At 58.5% G+C, this 19,947-nt stretch carries 13 protein-coding genes and 1 riboswitch; of the genes, 5 read left to right on the forward strand and 8 right to left on the reverse strand.

All coding sequences use genetic code 11. The features are described from left to right. Nucleotides 1–223: 223 nt before the first annotated feature. From atzF to CKW26_RS15190, 7 genes are all read right to left on the reverse strand, one after another. Nucleotides 224–1,996: an allophanate hydrolase gene (gene atzF / locus CKW26_RS15160; RefSeq protein ID WP_095049199.1), complete on the reverse strand. Its 1,773-nt coding sequence runs from the start codon at nt 1,994–1,996 to the stop codon at nt 224–226. 24 nt (nt 1,997–2,020) lie between these two features. Next, entirely contained in the window at nt 2,021–5,653 is a 3,633-nt protein-coding gene (uca, locus tag CKW26_RS15165; protein ID WP_095049200.1) for an urea carboxylase, read from the reverse strand. A gap of 278 nt (nt 5,654–5,931) precedes the next feature. Further along, nucleotides 5,932–6,573, reverse strand: a complete 642-nt coding sequence (locus CKW26_RS15170; RefSeq protein WP_095049201.1) for an urea amidolyase associated protein UAAP2 — start codon at nt 6,571–6,573, stop codon at nt 5,932–5,934. Between the two features lie 11 nt (nt 6,574–6,584). Continuing rightward, nucleotides 6,585–7,310 (reverse strand): urea amidolyase associated protein UAAP1, encoded by a 726-nt coding sequence (locus CKW26_RS15175; protein ID WP_095049202.1) that lies wholly within the window; start codon nt 7,308–7,310, stop codon nt 6,585–6,587. Between the two features lie 25 nt (nt 7,311–7,335). Continuing rightward, entirely contained in the window at nt 7,336–8,124 is a 789-nt protein-coding gene (locus CKW26_RS15180) for an ABC transporter ATP-binding protein (protein ID WP_095049203.1), read from the reverse strand. Further along, the gene (locus tag CKW26_RS15185; RefSeq protein WP_095049204.1) at nt 8,121–8,936 is read right to left on the reverse strand and encodes an ABC transporter permease; all 816 of its coding nucleotides are present in this window, start codon (nt 8,934–8,936) and stop codon (nt 8,121–8,123) included. Before CKW26_RS15185 ends, CKW26_RS15180 begins: the two co-directional genes overlap by 4 nt. Before the next feature lie 18 nt (nt 8,937–8,954). Further along, nucleotides 8,955–10,022: a putative urea ABC transporter substrate-binding protein gene (locus CKW26_RS15190; protein WP_095049205.1), complete on the reverse strand. Its 1,068-nt coding sequence runs from the start codon at nt 10,020–10,022 to the stop codon at nt 8,955–8,957. 63 nt (nt 10,023–10,085) lie between these two features. Beyond that, a riboswitch (guanidine-I (ykkC/yxkD leader) is annotated at nt 10,086–10,186 on the reverse strand. A 283-nt stretch (nt 10,187–10,469) separates the two neighbouring features. On the opposite strand from CKW26_RS15190, the gene CKW26_RS15195 reads away from it, so the two are divergent. Together CKW26_RS15195 and CKW26_RS15200 are read left to right on the forward strand one after the other, a co-directional pair. Then, entirely contained in the window at nt 10,470–10,733 is a 264-nt protein-coding gene (locus tag CKW26_RS15195; protein WP_095049206.1) for a hypothetical protein, read from the forward strand. A 181-nt stretch (nt 10,734–10,914) separates the two neighbouring features. After that, complete coding sequence (locus CKW26_RS15200) at nt 10,915–11,322, forward strand: hypothetical protein (protein WP_095049207.1); 408 nt, start codon at nt 10,915–10,917, stop codon at nt 11,320–11,322. 131 nt (nt 11,323–11,453) lie between these two features. Here the strand turns inward: CKW26_RS15200 and CKW26_RS15205 are convergent, their stop codons facing one another. Further along, the gene (locus CKW26_RS15205) at nt 11,454–16,751 is read right to left on the reverse strand and encodes an SET domain-containing protein-lysine N-methyltransferase (protein WP_095049314.1); all 5,298 of its coding nucleotides are present in this window, start codon (nt 16,749–16,751) and stop codon (nt 11,454–11,456) included. 303 nt (nt 16,752–17,054) lie between these two features. Between CKW26_RS15205 and CKW26_RS15210 the strand changes: the two genes are divergently transcribed. The 3 genes from CKW26_RS15210 to CKW26_RS15220 are packed head-to-tail and all read left to right on the forward strand — an operon-like array spanning nt 17,055 to nt 19,883. After that, a complete protein-coding gene (locus CKW26_RS15210) occupies nt 17,055–18,299 on the forward strand; it encodes a glycosyltransferase family 4 protein (RefSeq protein WP_095049208.1) in 1,245 nt (414 codons plus the stop codon). A gap of 1 nt (nt 18,300) precedes the next feature. Then, complete coding sequence (locus CKW26_RS15215; RefSeq protein ID WP_095049209.1) at nt 18,301–19,155, forward strand: hypothetical protein; 855 nt, start codon at nt 18,301–18,303, stop codon at nt 19,153–19,155. A 2-nt stretch (nt 19,156–19,157) separates the two neighbouring features. After that, nucleotides 19,158–19,883, forward strand: a complete 726-nt coding sequence (locus tag CKW26_RS15220; protein ID WP_256579903.1) for a hypothetical protein — start codon at nt 19,158–19,160, stop codon at nt 19,881–19,883. Nucleotides 19,884–19,947 lie beyond the last annotated feature (64 nt).

Genomic DNA, 19,947 nt, shown 5'->3' on the forward strand with positions numbered 1-19,947 from the left:
TTGTGGTGATTTCAAAAATTGTGTTCGGCTCGGTATCACCGAATGACAACCACCTGACAAACACCCCGGTCAGTCCCCTCTCCCGGAGGTAGAGGGAGCTAAATTGTGGTGATTTCAAAAATTGTGTTCGGCTCGGTATCACCGAATGACAACCACCTGACAAACACCCCGGTCAGTCCCCTCTCCCTCCGGGAGAGGGCTAGGGTGAGGGTTGGTTTCTGGATCAGTTCCGAGTCTCAAGATACGCCCGCCAGCCCCCCAAATGGCTGATGTCCAGCGCACCCTCCAGTCCATACGGCTCACAAATAAACCCGCTCTCCCAACGTCCATCCGCCAGTTGCACCTTGCCCAGTCCCAGCGGTGCCGGAATCCCGGTGAGGAACGAGCCCAATTCACTGCTCGGCAACTCCCACACTTCCACCGCAATCGTCACGCCGCCATCCTTTACCCGCACCATTCCCGGCCGCAATGGTGGGCCGCCAGCCAACGCATACAGTTGATAATCAGGTGAGCTCAACGTCGTCTCCAGCAAGCGCCCACCCCGCTGGGTCAGTTGCCAGTTCAACGCCAACCCCTGCAGATGCGCACCACACACCACAATGCGTGCGCGATCATGGCGAGCTGCGTTCGCCGGTGTCGGCAGGTCGGAATCCAGCTGACGCTGAAGCGCATCGGCCACGCTCAACAGGTATTGATCGGTGAACGCCCGGCCAAACAGCGTCACGCCCCACGGCAAACCGTTGGCCATGAACGCGCTCGGCACGGCGACGGCGGCGTAGTCGAGCAGGTTCATGAAGTTGGTGTAGTAACCCAGTTCGGAGTTGCGCAGCACCGGTTCGGCGTGCAGTTCGGCCAGCGTCACCGCACGACCGATGGTCGGGCTCAGCACGCAGTCGAGGCCTTCGAGGGCCTGATCGCACAGGGCTTTCAGGGCTTGCAGCCGATACTGCGCACGGAAGGTCTGCACGCCGGTCACCGCCGGGGCTTTCGCCAGCACGGCTCGAATCACCGGTAACACCGCTTCGGGATTCTGCTCCATCAACTCACCCGCCACGCTATAGCGCTCGGCAACCCAGGGCCCTTCGTAAAGCAGGCGCGCGGCTTCAAGGAAGGGCGACAGGTCCAGTTCGACCGCTTCGCCACCCAAAGCCTTGAGCCGGTCGATGGCATCGCCGAACAACAGCGGCCCTTCGACGCAACCGAAAAACTCAAGATCCTGCGCGCGCGGCACACCGAAACGAAATGCGCGTGGTGCTCCAAACGCCGAGCCGTCATTCCACGATGGATTGCGACGGCTGTACTCATCACGCGGATCTAGTTTGGCGGTCAGCGCCAGCAACTGACTGGCCTCACGCGCTGTGGCGGTGAACGTGGTCACGCAATCCAGCGTGCGACAAGCCGGCAGCACGCCGGCCGTGGAGATCAGCCCTTTGCTCGCCTTCAACCCGACCAGATTGTTCAGCGCCGCGGGCACCCGACCGGAGCCTGCGGTGTCGGTGCCCAAGGCAAAACTCGCCACGCCCAATGCCACCGCCAGCGACGAACCGGCGCTGGAACCGCCGGACGGATATTCCGTCAGCACACTGTTCGGGCATGCGCCATAAGGCGAGCGGCTGCCGTTGAGGCCCGTGGCAAATTGATCAAGATTGGTCTTGCCCAGCGGAATCGCTCCCAAGGCGATCAACTGCTCGACGATGGTCGCAGAGCGTTCCGGCACAGAAGCAAAGTCCGGACACGCGGCGGTGGTCGCAATCCCCGCCAGATCAATGTTGTCCTTGATTGCAAACGGCACGCCGTACAGCGGCAGGTTGTCGAGGTCACGACCGTCGAGGGCGGCGAGATACGGCTCCAGTTCGGCGGCGCTGAGCAGATGAATGAACAAGTGATAATCCGGGTTCAGCGCGGCGGCTTTCTCGCGCAATTTCAGCAGCAGTTGGCGCGGTGTGGTGTCGCCATTGCGATAGGCCTGGCGCAGAACATCGAGTTGCAAATTCATGAGTAGATCCTTATCCAATTGGCTTCAGTCGAGTGCCAGCACCACGATCCGTTGTCCGGCGCGCACCGCCGAACCGGGTTGCACGCGAATCTCGCGCACCACCCCGGCCAGCGGCGCGAGTACCGGGATCTCCATCTTCATCGACTCGAGAATCACCAGCACATCGCCCGCCGCGACACGGCTGCCGGCCTCGACCTGCACCTGCCAGAGATTGCCAGCGATGTGGCTGTCGACGCTTTGTTCACCGTCGGCCAGTGGCGCATCCTCGGTCGATTCCGGCACGGCTTCTTCGCTGTCGAAATGCGCCTGACCGCTGGCGATCCAGCGTTCGCGTTCGGCGTTGAAGGCGCCCTGTTGCTGGGCACGAAAGGCACTGATGCCTTCGGCTTCGCGATTGAGAAAAGCCTGATAATCGGCAAGGTTGAGCTGGCTGTGTTCGATGTTGAGATCGAAACGCCCCAGCGGAAAATCGCGGCGGATGCGCAGCAGTTCTTCGGCGCTGACCGGGTAGAAACGAATCTGATCGAAGAAGCGCAGCAGCCATGGTTTGCCATCGAACGCGGCGACTTCGCGGTAGCGATTCCACATCTGCAAGGTGCGCCCGACAAACTGATAACCGCCGGGGCCTTCCATTCCGTACACGCACATGTAGGCGCCGCCGATGCCCACCGAATTTTCGGCGGTCCAGGTGCGCGCCGGGTTGTATTTGGTCGTGACCAGGCGATGGCGCGGATCCAGCGGCGTGGCGACTGGCGCTCCGAGGTAAACGTCGCCAAGGCCCATCACCAGATAGCTCGCATCGAACACCGTGCGCTGTACTTCGTCGAGATTCGGCAGGTCGTTGATGCGGCGGATGAACTCCAGATTGCTCGGGCACCACGGCGCGTCCTTACGCACGGTGGTCATGTATTTCTCGATGGCCAACTGGCAAGCCGGGTCGTCCCACGACAGCGGTAAATGCACAATACGTGACGGCACTTGCAGGTCGTTGGCGGCGCACACCGCGTCCCATTCACCGGCGACGATGCCGAGCAGATCGGCCAGCGGCAGTTGCTCGGGCTGGTAGTGGATTTGCAGCGAGCGAATGCCGGGGGTGAGATCGATCACGCCGTGCAGGGATTTGAGTTCCAGCGCTTGCATGAGGGCGTGGGCGCGGAAACGCAGAACAAGATTGAGTTCAGGCTCGCCGATTTCCAACAACAAATGCGTATCCCCGGAAACCCGCGCAACAAGCCGCACATCCCCCTGACCCAACTCCAATACCACAGGTGACACAAGATCCTGTGGGAGCTGGCTTGCCAGCGATGAAGTTAATGCGGTGTCTGGCCGGGCCCCATCGCTGGCAAGCCAGCTCCCACAGTTATCCCATTGACAGGCGAGATCGCGAGCGGTTTTTAGATTGACCGGAATGAACTGGATTCTATCGCCCGCCTTGAGCTGCCCCAGTTGCCACAGATCCGCCTCGATCACCGTCACCGGGCAGACAAACCCGCCAAGGCTTGGGCCATCCGGGCCGAGGATCACCGGCATATCCCCGGTGAAATCCACCGCGCCAATGGCATACGGATTGTCGTGAATGTTCGACGGATGCAATCCGGCCTCGCCACCGTCGGCCCGCACCCATTCCGGTTTCGGCCCGATCAGACGAACACCGGTGCGGCTGGAGTTGAAATGCACTTCCCATTGGGTTTCAAAGAACGTGCCGATATAGTTTTCCGTGAAGTATTCCGGTGCGCCGTGCGGGCCGTAAATCACCCGAATCTGCCGCACCGCCGGCAACGCGGTGATGTGCTGCTCGGCCAGTTGCTCACCAGCACTGCGATCCTTCAGCGCAGCGATATGCAACACGTCCCCGGCACGCAACGCCCGACCACCATGCCCACCAAACTGGCCAAGGGTGAAGGTGCTTTTACTGCCCAGATAATCCGGCACCTGCAAGCCACCGCGCAGGCACAGATAACTGCGTGCCCCGGCGCCACTGATGCTGCCCAGATGCAACGTTGCGCCCGCCGGGATCAGCAGGGCGGTGTTCATCGGTACGCTTTCGCCCTCGAGCGTCACGCCGATCGGCGCGCCGGTCACTGCGATAACCGCTTCACAATTGAAGCGCAACAGCGGCCCGCTCATGGTGATTTCCAGCGCCGCTGCCCCGTCAGCATTGCCGAGCAAGCGGTTGCCCAGACGCAATGCACGGCTGTCCATCGGCCCCGATGGCGGCACACCGACCGCCCAGTAACCGAGGCGACCGGGATAGTCCTGCACGCTGGTTTGCGTGCCGGCGCTGAGCACTTCGAAGGTGTTGGCGCGATAGACCAGATTCTCCAGACAACGGGTCCACGGCTCGCCGCTGGCGAATGGAGTGTCGCGGAGAATCTGCCGCAGATAATCACGGTTGGTTTCCACGCCGTACAACAAACTATCGCCCAATGCTTGATGCAACTCGGCACGCGCCTGTTCGCGGCTCGGCGCCCAGGTGATGACTTTGGCGATCATTGGATCGAAGTACGGCGGAATCTCGCAGCCAGCCTCGACCCAGGTATCGATGCGCAGTTGAATGCCGTTGGCCGGCGGAAACTCCACCGCCGTCAGCAAGCCCGGGCTTGGCTGGAAATCGCGGCCCGGATCCTCCGCATACAGCCGCGCCTGAATCGCATGGCCGTCAGGTTTCAACTGGCGATACAACTCGCTCAGCGGCGGCAGATCACCCGCCGCCAGCTCAACCATCCAGCGCACCAGATCGACGCCCCAGACTTGTTCAGTGACGCCGTGTTCCACCTGCAACCGTGTGTTCACTTCGAGAAAGTAGAAGCGCTGCGCCTCGCTGTCGAAGACGAATTCCACCGTGCCGGCGCTGCGATAGTTCACCGCTTTCGCCAGCTTGATCGCCGCTGCGCACAACTCTTCGGCCATGCCGTGCGGCAGGTTCGGCGCCGGGGTTTCTTCGAGGACTTTCTGATTGCGCCGCTGCACCGAGCAGTCGCGCACGCCGAGGGCGATGACCTCACCGCGACCGTCACCGAACACCTGAACTTCCAGATGGCGGGCGCGCTGAATGTACTTCTCGATGAACACGCCAGCGTCGCTAAAGTTGTTCTGGCCGAGACGTTTTACCGCTTCGAAGGATTCGCTCAATTCGCTGGCGCTGCGGCACACGCGCATGCCGATGCCGCCACCGCCGGCGGTGCTTTTCAGCATCACCGGGTAGCCGACCTGTTCGCCGGCAATCAGCGCGGCGTCGAGGCTGTCGAGCAGTTCGGTGCCTTCGAGCATGGGCACGCCGTGCTGTTTGGCCAGCGCACGGGCGGTGTGCTTGAGGCCGAATACGCGCAGTTGTTCCGGCGTCGGGCCGATGAAAGCGATGTTGTGCGCTGCGCAGGCTTCGGCGAACGCGGCGTTTTCCGAGAGAAATCCGTAGCCGGGATGGATCGCCGTGGCGCCGCTTTGTCGGGCGATGGCGAGGATTTTATCCACTGCCAGATAGGTACCGGCAGCGGCGCCTTCACCGAGGCTGTGCGCTTCATCGGCGTGCAGAATGTGCAGGCTGGCGGCGTCGGCTTCGGAATACACGGCCACGCCTTTGACCTGCAGTGAAGCAAGGGTGCGCAGGATGCGGCAGGCGATGGCGCCACGGTTGGCGATGAGGATTTTTTCGAACATGGCATAACCCCTGAAGGGGAAGCGGGCCGTCCCGCCGTTTTTCGACAGACATCCGGGTCGTCCCGGATGAAAAAAACACTTCAGATCACCACCGAGCCCCTGTAGGAGTGAGCCCGCTCGCGATAGCGTCGGATCAGTCAAAACTCATGTACCTGACACACCGCGATCGCGAGCAGGCTCACTCCTACAATGGGATTTGTGGTGGTTTCACTTTTTAAGGCACTGGCCGGAACGGGCCTGGCACAGGGCGAATAGCCAACGGCGCAAACGGCTGATTTTCAGTTCCATACCAGCAGCTCCGCAGGTGTCGGGTTATAGGCGTTGCACGGGTTGTTCAACTGCGGGCAGTTGGAAATCAGCACGATCACATCCATCTCCGCGCGCAAATCGACGTACTTGCCCGGCGCCGAAATCCCGTCCTCGAAGGTCAGCCCGCCATCCGCCGTCACCGGCACATTCATGAAGAAATTGATGTTCGGCCCGATGTCGCTTTTGCCCAGTCGCCCATCATGGACACAAGCGCGCAGGTAGTTGTCGCGGCAGCTGTGCATGTAGCGTTTTTCCAGGGCGTAGCGCACGGTGTTGCTCTCTTGTGCACAGGCACCGCCGAGGGTGTCGTGGCGTCCGCAAGTGTCGGCGACGATGGTCAGCATCGCGTGGCCGAGGTTGGAATACAGCACGCTGCCGGTGCTCAGGTAGACGCTGTTCTGCCGACGCAAGGTGCGCTGCACGTCGTAGCGTTCCTTGGGATTGGCGAGGCTGTAGAACAACGTATCGATGGCCTGATTACCTTCTAGATCGAGGATGCGCAGGGTCTGGCCGGCCTTGACCTCCATCAGCCAGGGTTCACCGGCCGGGATCGTGGCGCGGTACACCGCTGTGTCGGGTTGGTTTTGCGAAGTGGCGATAGCAACTGACATGGCAGCGATCCTCAGGCGAACAAACGGTCGGTGTTGATAAAGCCGCGCTCATTTTCCGGGCGCGAGGTGCGGCAGTGTTCGGCGACGCTGGCGTCGGCGTTCATCCAGCTCAGCTTTAGCGGTTTCGGTGCGTATTCCGGCGCCGGATCCATCGGGTGCTGCAGCGCAGTGAGCACCACCAGCGTGTCCATCGGTGCGTACAGTTCGATGTAATCGCCAGCCTTGGAATTGCCTTCGACGAAGTGGAAACGCCCGGCCTCGTCGACGTTGACGCGACTGAACAGATTGAGCGTCATCAACAGGTCGGAGAGGCCCAGGCCCCACTTGCCGAGTTCCACCAGCAGGTTGTCGGTACCGTTGCGGAAGAAGCCGTTGCGCAGTTCCTGATAGCGGCCCTGACCGTACTTCTGCGCGACTTCTTCGGCGCAGAGCACGCCGCCGAGGCTGTCGCTCCAGCCGCAGGTGTCGGCGGTGATTGCAGCCAGCACGCGGCCCATGTCCGAGTACAGGCAATGGCCACTGGTGAGCTTGGCGGTGTGTTGGCATTTGAGGCTGTCGGGCAGGTTCAGCCGCTCGGTTTTTTCATTGGCGTTGAGCAAGGTCAGGCTGACGTTGGCGCCGCCGCGCAGATCGGTCAGGCGCAGCAATTGGCCGCGCTTCAACACGAAGGAACGGTGGCCGCCGCCGGGGAGCATTTCTTCGGCAAACGGTGGAAACAGTTGAGTCGAATCGGTCATCGGCTTATTCATTGAAGAAGTCCTCTCAAGCGGTGCGAAGGGCGCCTGCCAGTGGCAACGGCAGGGCGTCGACGGCGGCGCGTTGGGCGCGGCGGTCGCTGTTCAAAGGGATGTCGTAGGTGATGCGCGCGCCATAGGCGCCGGGGGCGTGCGGGTCGAGGCGAACCTTGTCGAACACCAGCAGACGCGTGCCGAGGCTGAAGCCTTCGGACAGGTCATGGGTGACCATGAACACCGTCAGTTTGGTTTCGCGCCACAGTTCCAGCAGCAAGGCGTGCATGTCTTTGCGGATGCCCGGATCGAGCGCGCCGAACGGTTCGTCGAGCAGCAACACGCGCGGTTTCATGATCAGTGCCTGGGCAATCGCCAGCCGTTGCTGCATGCCGCCGGACAGCTGCGCCGGGTACTTGTCCAGTGCATGGCCGAGGCCAACTTTATTCAGCAATGCTGCCGCTTGTTCGCGAGCTTCACGTTTGGCGCTGCCGAACAGCCGACCGAGCAATGGCGCACGCGGCAGTTCGAGGCCGAGGGCGACGTTGTCGAGCACGCTCAAATGCGGGAACACCGAGTAGCGCTGGAACACCACGCCACGGCTGGCATCCGGTTCGCTGGCCAGCGGCTGACCGTCGAGCAGGATCTCGCCGCGACTCGCCGTTTCCTGGCCGAGCAGCAGACGCAGGAAGGTCGATTTGCCGCAACCGGACGCGCCGACCAAGGTGCAGAACTCGCCCTCGTTGACGCTTAGGTTCAGGCCTTCCAGCACCACCTGATCGGCGTATTGCTGCCAGACGTTTTTCACGGTGATGAAGCTCATTTGGCCGCCCCCTCATACCAAGGGAATGCGCGACGGGTCAGGTATTTCAGGCCCCAATCCATCAGCCAGGCGAGGAGGGTGATCCACACCACATACGGCAGAATCACGTCCATCGCCAGATAACGCCGGACCAGAAAAATCCGGTAGCCGAGGCCGTCGGTGGAGGCGATCGCTTCGGCGGCAATCAGGAACAGCCATGCCGAACCGAGCATCAGCCGCAACGAGATCAACAAACGCGGCAACAGTTGCGGCAGCACTACGCGCAGCATCAACGTCCAGGTCGAGGCACCGAGGGTCTGCGCTTTGATCAGCAGTTCGACGGGGATTTCCCGCGCACGCTGTTCAAGGTCGCGAGCGAGCGCCGGGGTGATGCCGATCACGATCAGCATGACCTTCGACAACTCGCCCAGACCGAACACGATGAACAGAATCGGCAGGATCGCCAGCGGCGGCACCATCGATAGCACTGTCAGCAGCGGCGACAACGGCGCGCCGAACAACGGCAGCGTGCCGGCGGCGATGCCCAGGCACAGCCCGGCCAATGCAGCGATGCCGAGGCCGATGGCCAGGCGCCGCAGACTCGACGCGGTGTCCTGCCACAACAGGTAGTCACCGGTGCGGCTGTCGGCATTGAAGGCCAGGCGTTTTACCGCGTCGCTCATCTGCACGGCGCTGGGCAGCAGTTTGTCGTTGGGGTTTTCCGCCAGGCGCTCGGCCGAGCCCATGAAATAGGCGAACAGCAGCAGAGCGAACGGCAGGATCACCAACAACAGGCGACTGGGGCGATCCGGGTGGCGATTGATCAGGCGCATGGCCAAATCCTCCGTGGCTTACAGCTTGGCGTCGGCGGCCATCTGCACGTAGGTCGGATCGAAACGCAGCTTGAGGTTGCCGGTATCGCCACTGGTCACGCCGTTGGCGAAGGCCATGCCGACCGCGCTGGTGTCTTTCGCGCCTTCACCGAGCAAGCCGTGCAGGAAGGAGAATTCGGCGACCTTGCGCATGGTTTCCGGCAGTTGCTTGCTGGTGGCGAAACTCAGCGCTTCGCTTGGCGTGGCGAACAGTCTGGTGGTGTCGAGTTGCGCCTGGAATCCGGCCAGATCCGTGCCCGAGGCCTTGGCCATGTGCTCCAGCGCAGCTTTGCTCGCGGCGTTCTTGGCGTTCATCAGCTCGACCACTTCGAACCACGCGCCAGTCAGCGCTTTGCCCAGCGCCGGGTTGTCTTTGAGGGTGGCGCTGTTGACCACCATCATGTCCATTATCTCGCCGGGAATCTGGCTGGAGTTGAATACTTCGGTCACGCCCGGCTTGGCCTTAATGTCCGAGAGCATCGGGTTCCAGGTGGTCACGGCGTTGACCTGATCGGTGTTGAATGCAGCGGAAATGTCGGCGTCGGAGGTGTTGACCACTTTCAGGTCTTTTTCGGTCAGGTCGACCGAGTCCAGCGCGCGGGCCAGCAGGTAGTGCGAGACCGACAGTTCGACCAGATTGACGTCCATGCCCTTGAGGTCGGCGACTGTCTTGCCCTCGCCCTTGAGGACGATGCCGTCGTTGCCGTTGGAGAAATCGCTGACGATCAGCGCGGTGCTGTCGACGCCGCCGGCGGCCGGAATGGTCAGCGCGTCCATGTTGGTCATGGTGCAGCCGTCGAACTGGCCGGCGGTGTACTGGTTGATCGATTCGACGTAGTCGTTGAGCTGCACGACGTCGATCTTGATCCCGTACTTCTTCGCCCATTTGTCGACGATGCCTTGGCTGCCGGCGTATTCCCAGGGCATCCAGCCAGCGTAAATCGTCCAGCACACGCTGAAGTGGTCTTTCTGGGCGGCGGGGGATTGCGTGCTGATGAGCGCGGCGAACGCAGCGGCGAGCAGGGCGGGAAAACTTAGTCGAGTCATGGTGGATTCTCCAGTTGATCAAGGGCGGACAGGAAGGCAACGCGGCACCGCGAACGGTGGCTTGTCTCCCGGGCTTTTGTCCCGCCGTGTAACCTCAACTGGAGGTCGCCAACTCTCGGACCAGCCACTCGCGATTGCGAGCCGGAACCCTAGTCAGCCATTGCAAATTGTGGTGCCGCGAACCTGTGATGACTCCTGCACGGGTTTGCTAAAGCGAGACGCGTGCCAAGTCGCGTCAGGCGCTCTGGCACGGGCGCGCGGGTTGCCTAGGGTTGGTGGCGAGGCTGCTGAGGCGCTTTGAGTTGGTGCGCGACTGCACCGTCATGCAGCGTGTTTGCCGCTGATCCGATGGTTTCGGGGTGTCGGCACTCGGCATGGCTTTGCCAGTCAAAACAGATGTCAGCCGGTCTGTGCCGACTGCTGTCGCGGGTCTTTCAGGAGGCCGCCATGCTTATTCAAAAAACATTGCGAAGGGTGCTGCTGGGAGCGGTGCTCGGTTTGGGTCTGTCCGGTTGTTACTACTACGCCGGACCCTACGGCGGTTACCCAGCCACTTATTACTATCCCGGCTATTACTCACCTTATCCGTACGGCAATTATTACGGCCCCCGCTACTACGGCGGCGCGCGTTATTACTACGGTGGCTACGGGTATCGAGGCGGTTACGGACGGAGTTATCACGGCGGCGGATATCACGGTGGGCACCATTAATCAGCGGCTGAATGACAGCGTTTTTGCGGATGAACAAGGTTTCATAGATCACTTGTTTCAACTTGTTGCAGCAACGCACCAGATGCCGAAAACGCTGTCTGATTTTTCGACAGTCACCGATTAAATGACTGTCGCCTGCCAGCGTCGCTGGTGTGGCCAACCCGCGGTCCAGGAGGCCGCCATGTATAGACGAATTCTTCTACTTGCTGCGATGATGTTTTCCGTTGCCGGTTGCGTCCCGTACTCTTACGCGGACTCGTATTACAGCTCAGAGGTCTACACATCACCTGCACCGGCCTACTACAACACGGGTGGCACGTATTACAACGGTGGCAGCAGGTATTACGCGCAGCCACGCTACTACCAGCCAGCCCCGCGGTACTACCAGCAACCGCGCTATTACCAATCGGCGCCGCGTTACTACCAACCGGCTCCACGTTATTACGAAAGCCGTCGCTGGCACGGCAACGATCGCGGGCATTGGGATGGTCATCGTCGCGGCGGTTGGGATAACGATCACCGCGGTCGCGGTAACTACGACCGACACAGTGGACGCGGCGACCATAACGGGCGTGGCAACCGCTGGTAGATTCACGCAAATGAAAGCGGCGCAATTAGCGCCGCTTTTTTGTGCCCGGGAATATCGTCAGGATTAAGGCGCCACTGTACAGCGCACCCAAGGATCAATGGCCGTCGTCGCTTTGACGCCTCAACGGGCAGTCAGCGACCAGGGTCCTGTTTGACCGCTATATCAGGCACGGGCTGATAGAGCAGGCCGTAATCCATCAGTAATTCATCACCCTTGCTGATGTCCTCTAGCGCCACGTAGAACGTCAGGTTTTTTCCCGCGGCAATGGAAATGACGTTGTTCGACTTCCATGCCGGCTCATTGCCCAGTTGTGAGGTATTGATCAGGCTCAGGGTATTGCCCGTGTGCAGCCCACTCACCGAGCGATTGCCCGAGCGTGTGCCGAACAAGTAAGTCAGTACAGCCCGTGAACCTTGTTTGCGTATCTCCTGAAACAACGACGCATCTGATTCATGAAACTTGCCTGCGTACGGTCCTAGCACTTCAAATTTGGCAATATCGCGTCGTGCCCACACTGACGCGCCGCGATTGGGTCCGTCATCCAGTGCCGTGAACACTTCCAGAGTTTGATCAAACCGCGATTGATGCTGTCCTTCGGTACGCAACCAGTCTTTGATCGATTCCTTGATCTGGCTTGAAACGTTTTTTTTGCTTGCGTTATCGAGACCGTCAAGCAAGCCATTCCAGTGGGCGATACGGATGTCATCTATCGGCCCCTCTAATGCATGGGTCAAACTGAGCCTGGGGTTTTTTGGGTCCTGCAGGATTGGCAATGTGTTGTCGACCTGATGAGGCAATGACGAGGACGTTCCGGTTTCAACCTTGATTGCGACAGGCAGGATGTCCGAGGAGGGGCCGGGAGCCTGTTCTGAGTTTTGTGGTGTGTCGGCAGACTTCTTCGGCTGGGTCGGGTCGACAGATTCCTGTGCAGGCCGCTTTTGTCCCGAACTTGTCTCGATTTGTTGAGGCGCGGGAGACAATGTGGTGTTTCTCCCTGCCTGTTCGAGACGCCGCACAGCGGTATCTTTTAAGAGTCCATTAGCTCTGACAAGTCGTCGCCAAGAGTTGGGGCTTAATCCGTGCTGGCGTACGAATTCTTCTACTGTGACTGTGTTGCCCGACTTCTCGAAGAGCATTTTCCACTGGCTTAGATGCTCATCTCTAATCGAGTTGTAAGCAACGCCTGCCGCCCTGTTCAACATCGCTTCACCGGCAGGTGCCAGGCTTCCATTTTGCCGGACAATACTTTTAAACAGACCCGGATGAAGGTGATGAAGACCGGCAAATCCCTCCATGGTCATTGCATCACGCAACGGTTGTGTCATGGCTTGCCAATCACGAATATGCGCACCGGTCACCTGATTGACGGGTGTGCCGGCGGGGCGTTCACGCACGATCATGCCCGCGGCGCTCAACTGTCCGTCAGGCTCCACATAGTACGCAAAGGTTTTGCCGGATAGCCCTTTCTGGCGGGTAAAACCCTCGCGGGTAAGCGACAGCTGTTCTGCTCGCGGTAATGCTTCCCAAGCCAATAAGTGCTCAGCAGTGATTAACTCACTACGCCGGCCTGGCACATGAGCCGGCAGGCTCGCAATTGCATCAGTTTTTTGGGGCGCGGAGGGGAGTAGTGCGACGTCGCGCCCTGCTGGATAGAGACGCTGCGCAGTCGCATCTCGTAAAGATCCATTAGCTCTTACTTGCGCATGCCAAGAGGTTGGGCTAAATCCGTGTTGACTGACGAACTCCGCTGCCGTGACCAAATTATCCGGTTGCCCGAATTGCCGGCTCCACTCGCGTAGATGATCATCGGTAATCGCGTTATAGGCGGTGCCGGTTGCTCTGTTCAATAGCGCTTTACCGGCGGGCCCCAAGCTTCCATTGCGCCGCACAAAGCTTTTGAACGTCCCCGGATGAAGGTGATGATGACCGGCAAATCCCTCCATGGTCATTGCGTCACGCGCTCGTTGCGTCATGTTTTGCCAATGATCGATATGCGTTTGGGTCACCTTGTCGAAGGGGATATTGGCGGGGCGGTTGCGCACAATGGCGCCCGTAGCACTCAGTTGGCCGTCAGGTTGCACGTAGTATTCAAAAGTTGTCTGGGACAGGTTATGTTGCCGGGCAAAGTCTGCACGACTCGTGTTCCCCTGTTCGTTACGCGACACCGCCTCCCAATTCAGTAGATGCTCGGCAGTGATCTTCTCCTCCGGTCCCCCCGGAACCCGCGTCGGTAAACGGGCTGGCGTCGCAGCGAGCGGCACGGCGGACGTCTGCCGAGCTTGATCAAGACGCTGCACAGTCTCATCTTTCAGGGTGCCATCAACTTTAACGTGAAGTCTCCAAGAGTTCGGGCTGAGCCCGTGTTCACGTATGAACTCTTGCGGTGTGACCGAGTTGTCCGGTTTCTCGAACAATCCTTTCCACGTGCGTAAATGGTCATCGGTAAGCGCGTTGTAAGAGCTGCCGGCCGCCCTGTTCAGCAGCGTTTCACCCGCGGGCCCGAGCCCGTCGGCTCGCACATAAGTTTTGAACGAGATCGGATTAAGGTGGTGGTGGCCGGCAAATCCTTCCATGGTCATTGCGTCACGCGCCGGCTGTGTCATGGTTTGCCAGTCACGGACATGTACATGAGTCACCTTGTTGAAAGGGGTGTTGGCAGGTCGGTTACGCATGAGCAAGCCGGCAGCGCTCAACTGACCCTCGGGTTCTACGTAGTACGCAAAGGTTTTGGCCGACACTCCGTTCTGTAGCGCAAAGCCCCGAATGGTCAGCCTCTTCTGTTCCGCTTGCGGCAACGCCTCCCAGGCCCGCAAGTGATCCGCCGTGATCTGCCCCCCACCAAACAATCCCAGTCGTTGCCACTGATCACCCTGGAGATGCTGGACCAGCAGACTGGTTTGCCGGTTGTCGTGATACACCCGCGCACGCACGACGCCGTCTTCCGTGCGAGTGACTTGCCTGACCTCGTACACCGCCGTGGTACCGCTGCCATCGGTATGGCGTATGTGGGAGAGGTGTCCGTCGGCGGCAACATACACCCCTTGGCTGTTGCGAGAGAGCCCGGCGATTCTGGAATCGGGCACACTGTAGCGGCTGAACAAGGTATGGCTCAGTTCGTCCCAATCATCGATGTGTGCAGCGAGCACTTCTCCGGCGACCGCCTGGGTGGCGACAGCGAATTCCTCGAGCGGGCTGCCGTAAGGTCGCATCGTGTCGGCATCAAATGAATACCATTGACCGCTCTTCAGCACGGCCGCACCTTCCACAGTCTGGCCGGTTACTTTTACGGTGCCCGTTGCCGCCGCGTCGTACTGTTTGCTGAGCGCTTTCAAGACATCGTAACTGTTGGCGGTCCCCCTGAGCCGGTTGACGGCTTTGGCGCCTCTGGACAGCAGATAAAGGCCACCGGTGCCCACGAGTCTGGCCAGATCACTCAAGCCACCCACCGGGTTGAGCACATCAATGGTGGCGACACCGATGACATGGGCGGTCTTCAATGCCTTGGCGCCGGTGGACAGAGCAGTCCTGCCGATTCTGATCAGTTTTCCTGCCGTGGCGACGCCCGCCGTGAGAAAACCGAATACATCCACAGTGAGATCAAACACCGCCTCGCCGTAGTTGCCCTTCTGAAAATTGACAATGGCGGATCTGAAGGGGATCAGGTTCAACAAAAACTCACCCAGCGGTTTGGGCCGGTAATATTCGTCCATTGGGGTTTGCCCGCGTGCGAGCTCTTTGATTGCGGGGTCATCCAGATCCAGATGTTGCACAAAGGTGTCGGCAATCGCACGGGACCGCGCGCTGCTGAAACTGCTCACCAGTGATTCGCTTAAAGCGAGCTCGCGACCCAGTTCATTTGCCGCTTCACGGGGGACAAGCTCTTTGGTCGTGAAGTATTTGTTGGCCTCCCTTGATTCCTGTTGCTTTGCCTTGTGCAGGGCCGTCCGTTCAATCGTGTCTTTATTGATGTTGATTTCGTACGCCTGGAACGTGCCGCTCAGCTCCGTCCTGATGAGCAGCCCGGGCTCGTTGGGGCAAGGGGTATGATTGAAAAATCCATCCGAGACAAATGAACCTTGTTGGAAAAAGCTGACTTTTCCAAACTCGAAATTCTTTTTGTCTTCTAGTGGGAGCAGGGAGATCATGTGCCTGATCGTTGTATTGACGGCGGCCTTTTTATCCAGAATTGAGCGGGCGAACTGCCGGTCGAAGGCTTCCTGCACACCGAACGTCGGGTTGTTATTCAATGCCTCGAGTGGGAGGCGGGTATCACTTGATGCAAGTGGACGCGGATTCGGCAAGTCCATCATTGCGTAATCCAGAAGCGAATGGGTGCCACTGAAACCCGTCTGTCCACTCTCGCCACGATACGTATCCGTGTGGAGAGCCTTGACTTCGAAAAGCGTGCCCAGATCGCTAAACCGCTCTATCAGCAGGGCCAGGGCAATGTCTTTTCGTGTCGGTAATGCTTTGTCCAGAATCCTGGCGGCAGCAAGCCGCTCTTCAAGCTCTTGGTTAAATGTCGCTCTTATCGTTTCAAGTTGTCCTTCGGTGTAGGCGTCATCGTTTCTTTTCAGGATGATTTCGTTGGTGACAGCCCAATCGCGTAATACGGCTGTCTGAATGCGTTGAGTCGATGCCGGGTCAGCCCGGCGAGCACTTTCAGCCTTGCTCATGACTTGGGCAAACGTCAGGCCGGGGACTTTGCCAGGTGTTTGTGCCTCGATGGCCATTGCCGCCATGGTCAGGTTGGCCCAGGCCAGACTGCCAACTTTCACATTTCGGGGAATGTCTGCAATCAGAAACTGCGGTGCCGACCTGCCTAGCAAAAGGTATGCGCCGGTTTTCGCCAGGGCAGCGCTGGTTCTGCCTTCACGACTTAAGTGTTCGGCGAGGTCATCGATGACTGCAGATGCATGCCGGCCGCAATGTCGATTGCTGGCCAGATCGAAGCCAGCTGTCTTGTTGCGAAGGGGGGCGGTGATCGACTCAGGATCCATCTGCAGTGCGATCCCCGCCAGCAGGTAATCCATAACGCTGCTATCGCTGTCGATGCCTTGCATTCTCTGTTGCAGCGTTTTGCCCATCAGTTGCCCTTGCGGGGAGCGGAGCAGCGCGTCGAGCATCTTTGCAGGGTCGTCTGTCACGTTCTCGGGAATAGGGTGGTCATAACGCAAGAACTCCAGCACACCGCCCTTGATCTGCATCACCAGCGGCTGGTCGCCCAAATGGTGTGCATGGCTCATGGTGATCAGACGCAAGCGGCGTTGTTCGTCCGCACTCAGGGGAATGGGCCAGGACAACGCTCCACCCAAGTTAGCCAGGGGAGTAGCCGGGGAGTCGATGTCATCAGGTCCTGGCGTGGATTGATCGTCAGGGGAGAGCCGTCGAGTCTGCGAAGGTGTGAGTACGAGGGTGTTGGCCATCATGAGACTGTCCATAGTCAAAGAGTCATCCTTGGAAGCGCGCAGGTTGGCGCTTCCAGCGTTCACGAGTGTAAAAACACTCCGTGAATAAACGCCATAAACCAAGTATGAGTCTTTGCGTACAGGTCAGATGAGCCCTGCGCCGCTTTTTATGCCCGTCGAAAAAGTCGCCCCGTTAGCCATCTCCTAGGGCATTCCCAGACGCTTCCTACAGTTTCATTTCCTTGCATTTGTTAGCGTCTGTTCGTGCCGATCGAGGTGAGCAAAACTCAGTTCAACAGCGGCGAATAAAAGGACGATGCCGCTATGAAGCTTCTTGTGATTCACCAAAACTTTCCGGGCCAGTTCCGTCATGTGGTGCTGGCGGCGATTGACAGGCGTTATGAGGTTTTGGCGATAGGTCGGGATACGGCGCCGGGTATCGCAGGGGTGAAAATATATCGATACCGCGCTGCCAGCCGAGCACCGGGCGGTATTCACCCCTACCTGACCCGTTACGAACAAGCGGTGACTGATGGACAGAAGGTTTTTGAAATTCTGAGCCGGCTGAAACATTCGGGTTATCGGCCGGACGTAATTCTCGCTCATCCCGGATGGGGGGAAACGCTCTTCGTCAAGGATGTCTATCCTGACGCGCCGCTTATTCACTATTGCGAATATTACTATCGGGCGCAGGGCGCAGATTCCGGGTTCGACCCTGAATTCCCGCGAGCAACAAGAGAGTCATCAAGGCTGCGAGTGCTCAATTCGCTGCATCTTTTGAATCTTGAGCAATGTGACATTGCCATTGCGCCCACGCGGTGGCAGCGCAGTCTGTTTCCTGCAGCTTATCAGCCGGCCATTCGGGTTATTCACGAGGGCGTCATTCAAAGTTCTTGCTTGGCGAAAGCGGGGGCCGTCAGGTTGCCCAATGGCGTCGAACTGAGAACCGGGCAGCCGATCGTTACTTATGTCGCGAGGAATCTTGAGCCTTATCGCGGGTTTCACAGTTTTATGCGAGCGATCCCGCATATTCAGGCTGAGTGTCCCGATGCACAGATAATCATAGTAGGCGGTGATGACGTCAGTTACGGGTGTAAGCCGGTTGGCTTTGCAAATTGGCGCAGCAGGATGGAGGCAGAGGTAAGTTTCGATGACTCCAGGGTGCATTTCACAGGGAAGCTTCCTTACCAGACTTACCGGGCAGTTCTGGAATGTTCGAAAGTCCATGTTTATTTGACGTATCCGTTTGTTTTGTCGTGGTCGTTACTGGAGGCGATGGCGTCTGAGTGTGTGGTAGTAGCGTCGGATACGGCTCCGGTAAGGGAGGTGATCGTTGATGGTCACAATGGGTTGCTGGTGGACTTCTTCGATCATCACGCTATTGCCAAACGTATTGCCAGGGTTCTTGAATCCGCTGGTGAGTACGACCGCCTTCGCAGCGCTGCGAAGTTGACGGCGAGCAGATTTAATGTGGAGTACGGCACGAAACAATACTTTGAGGTGTTTGAGAACGCGACATCCGGGTATCTCAAGAAACAGCCTGCTCCTCAGTTTGGCAGGGAGGTTTGAAATGCTCCGGATGTCGTATAAGCAATTGATTAAATGGTTTAAGAAGTTGTTGAAGTACGGCTTGTTTATTTATGCCTGTTATTGCGTGGTGGATTTTTATATCCGTGAAGAAGAAGTCGCCGCGGCGATGGCAATCTATTACGCGGATCAGGAGGCCTGCCAAAAGAAGCTGGCGAGCATGAAGCAGGTGCCCATACTGGGCGGTAGCTATGTGGATAAGACTCTGGTCCCGGAGTTTTATGTGGGCATGCCTGAACTGGCGAATAAGAAAGCGTGTCTGGCCAATACGCTCAAGGGGCATTTCTGGTGGACCGGGACGGAGATACGGTCGTACCACGATCAGAGTGTAAAGCCGACTCCTGAAAGTTGGCGTCTTTATAAACTGAACGCTGGGCTTTATACAAAAAAAGAGACTACCGAGCCCCATGAGCGGGGCTATCGACACGTCAACTGGCCCGATGAGTTGATTGTGAAGTTGACTAATTATCCGGGGTTAGAGATTTGGCTGGATGCTCCGCCGCCGCATTTCAAGAATGTGGATTCCGTCAGAACGTTTGTCATTACTGGCTGGCCGCGGCGTGATGGCACCCCTCGGTTGATAGGCTGTGACGGTTTGATTCGCCCGGCTTCCGAGGAACAACTGACTGACGAGAAATTGGCAAGGTTCAGCAGATCAGAATTGGAAAATCTGGATTTTGGCAAGTTGAACTTTTTCTGCACTGTCAATCTGGATAGCTTTGACTTTGCTGGGGGGCACGGCAGCGTAGACCTAGGTCTATCGTCATTACGCGAAACACCTGAGATGCTCAAGTTTCTCAGTGATTATCTTTCACGCTCAGTTATTACAAGGAAGTAACGATGACTTATGTTTTTAGCGATATTGAAAAAACAGCGATCTTTAACGCAGCCAATATTTGCAAAGGTATGAGGCTTCTCTCAAAAAAAATTGAGTACGAGGCACTGGGAATAGCAGGGGCTAGCTGCGCTCCCCTGTATCAAAAACTATTCGATATTATTGGCGGAAGAGTTTCTGAGGTTATCGTTGTCGATAATGAAGCGGGAACAATTCTGAAAAGCGCCAGGCTCTGGCTTGCCGTGGCCATTGATGCCAACGGTGGAAACGGTGCCTACTCCGCCCTGATTCGCGGCTACACCTCGCGGCAAGGTGAACTGAGATTGAATAAAATTTTCAGTGAAAACCTGATGCAGCTGTCATCGAATCAGGTCGCCGCCAATTTCATCAATACCTTGATCGACGGATCCCTCGCGGGTCGGCTGGCACCCTGGACGGTTCCATCCATCAGCCAGATTGCAGAGATTGATGCCAGTGCGATCGGCAAGGCACTGTTTAGTGAGGCTTGCGGAGAGAAGGATACAGCCGTGAGCCATAACGCCGGCTGGTCAGGGACAGTCGGATTCAGCCTGTTGGGTGGAGCGCCGCCCTATGAAACCTGGAGATTGATCTCTGCTGGTGATTCGCAAGGGGAAGATGGCGGCCCGCCGACTCAAACAACGAAGGAACAGCGACTCAAGACTACAGCGCGATGCAGATTGCTGAACGTCTGCACCCTCTTCCGCCATTGAGGGATGTCGAAGACATTCTGATAAAGGGCGACGAAGAAGCGCAGCGGGCGATGACGGAGATCAT

Origin of the sequence: Pseudomonas sp. Irchel s3h9 (assembly GCF_900187475.1) — a bacterium.
GTDB lineage: Bacteria > Pseudomonadota > Gammaproteobacteria > Pseudomonadales > Pseudomonadaceae > Aquipseudomonas > Aquipseudomonas neuropathica.

Bases quoted from the DNA above. Each gene is read 5' to 3' on its own strand.
- CKW26_RS15185 (WP_095049204.1), bottom strand. From the start codon at position 8,936: ATGCGCCTGATCAATCGCCACCCGGATCGCCCCAGTCGCCTGTTGTTG.
- CKW26_RS15180 (WP_095049203.1), bottom strand. From the start codon at position 8,124: ATGAGCTTCATCACCGTGAAAAACGTCTGGCAGCAATACGCCGATCAG.
- CKW26_RS15200 (WP_095049207.1), top strand. From the start codon at position 10,915: ATGTATAGACGAATTCTTCTACTTGCTGCGATGATGTTTTCCGTTGCC.
- CKW26_RS15170 (WP_095049201.1), bottom strand. From the start codon at position 6,573: ATGTCAGTTGCTATCGCCACTTCGCAAAACCAACCCGACACAGCGGTG.
- CKW26_RS15175 (WP_095049202.1), bottom strand. From the start codon at position 7,310: ATGACCGATTCGACTCAACTGTTTCCACCGTTTGCCGAAGAAATGCTC.
- atzF (WP_095049199.1), bottom strand. From the start codon at position 1,996: ATGAATTTGCAACTCGATGTTCTGCGCCAGGCCTATCGCAATGGCGAC.
- CKW26_RS15195 (WP_095049206.1), top strand. From the start codon at position 10,470: ATGCTTATTCAAAAAACATTGCGAAGGGTGCTGCTGGGAGCGGTGCTC.
- CKW26_RS15210 (WP_095049208.1), top strand. From the start codon at position 17,055: ATGAAGCTTCTTGTGATTCACCAAAACTTTCCGGGCCAGTTCCGTCAT.
- CKW26_RS15205 (WP_095049314.1), bottom strand. From the start codon at position 16,751: ATGATGGCCAACACCCTCGTACTCACACCTTCGCAGACTCGACGGCTC.
- CKW26_RS15190 (WP_095049205.1), bottom strand. From the start codon at position 10,022: ATGACTCGACTAAGTTTTCCCGCCCTGCTCGCCGCTGCGTTCGCCGCG.
- CKW26_RS15220 (WP_256579903.1), top strand. From the start codon at position 19,158: ATGACTTATGTTTTTAGCGATATTGAAAAAACAGCGATCTTTAACGCA.
- uca (WP_095049200.1), bottom strand. From the start codon at position 5,653: ATGTTCGAAAAAATCCTCATCGCCAACCGTGGCGCCATCGCCTGCCGC.
- CKW26_RS15215 (WP_095049209.1), top strand. From the start codon at position 18,301: ATGCTCCGGATGTCGTATAAGCAATTGATTAAATGGTTTAAGAAGTTG.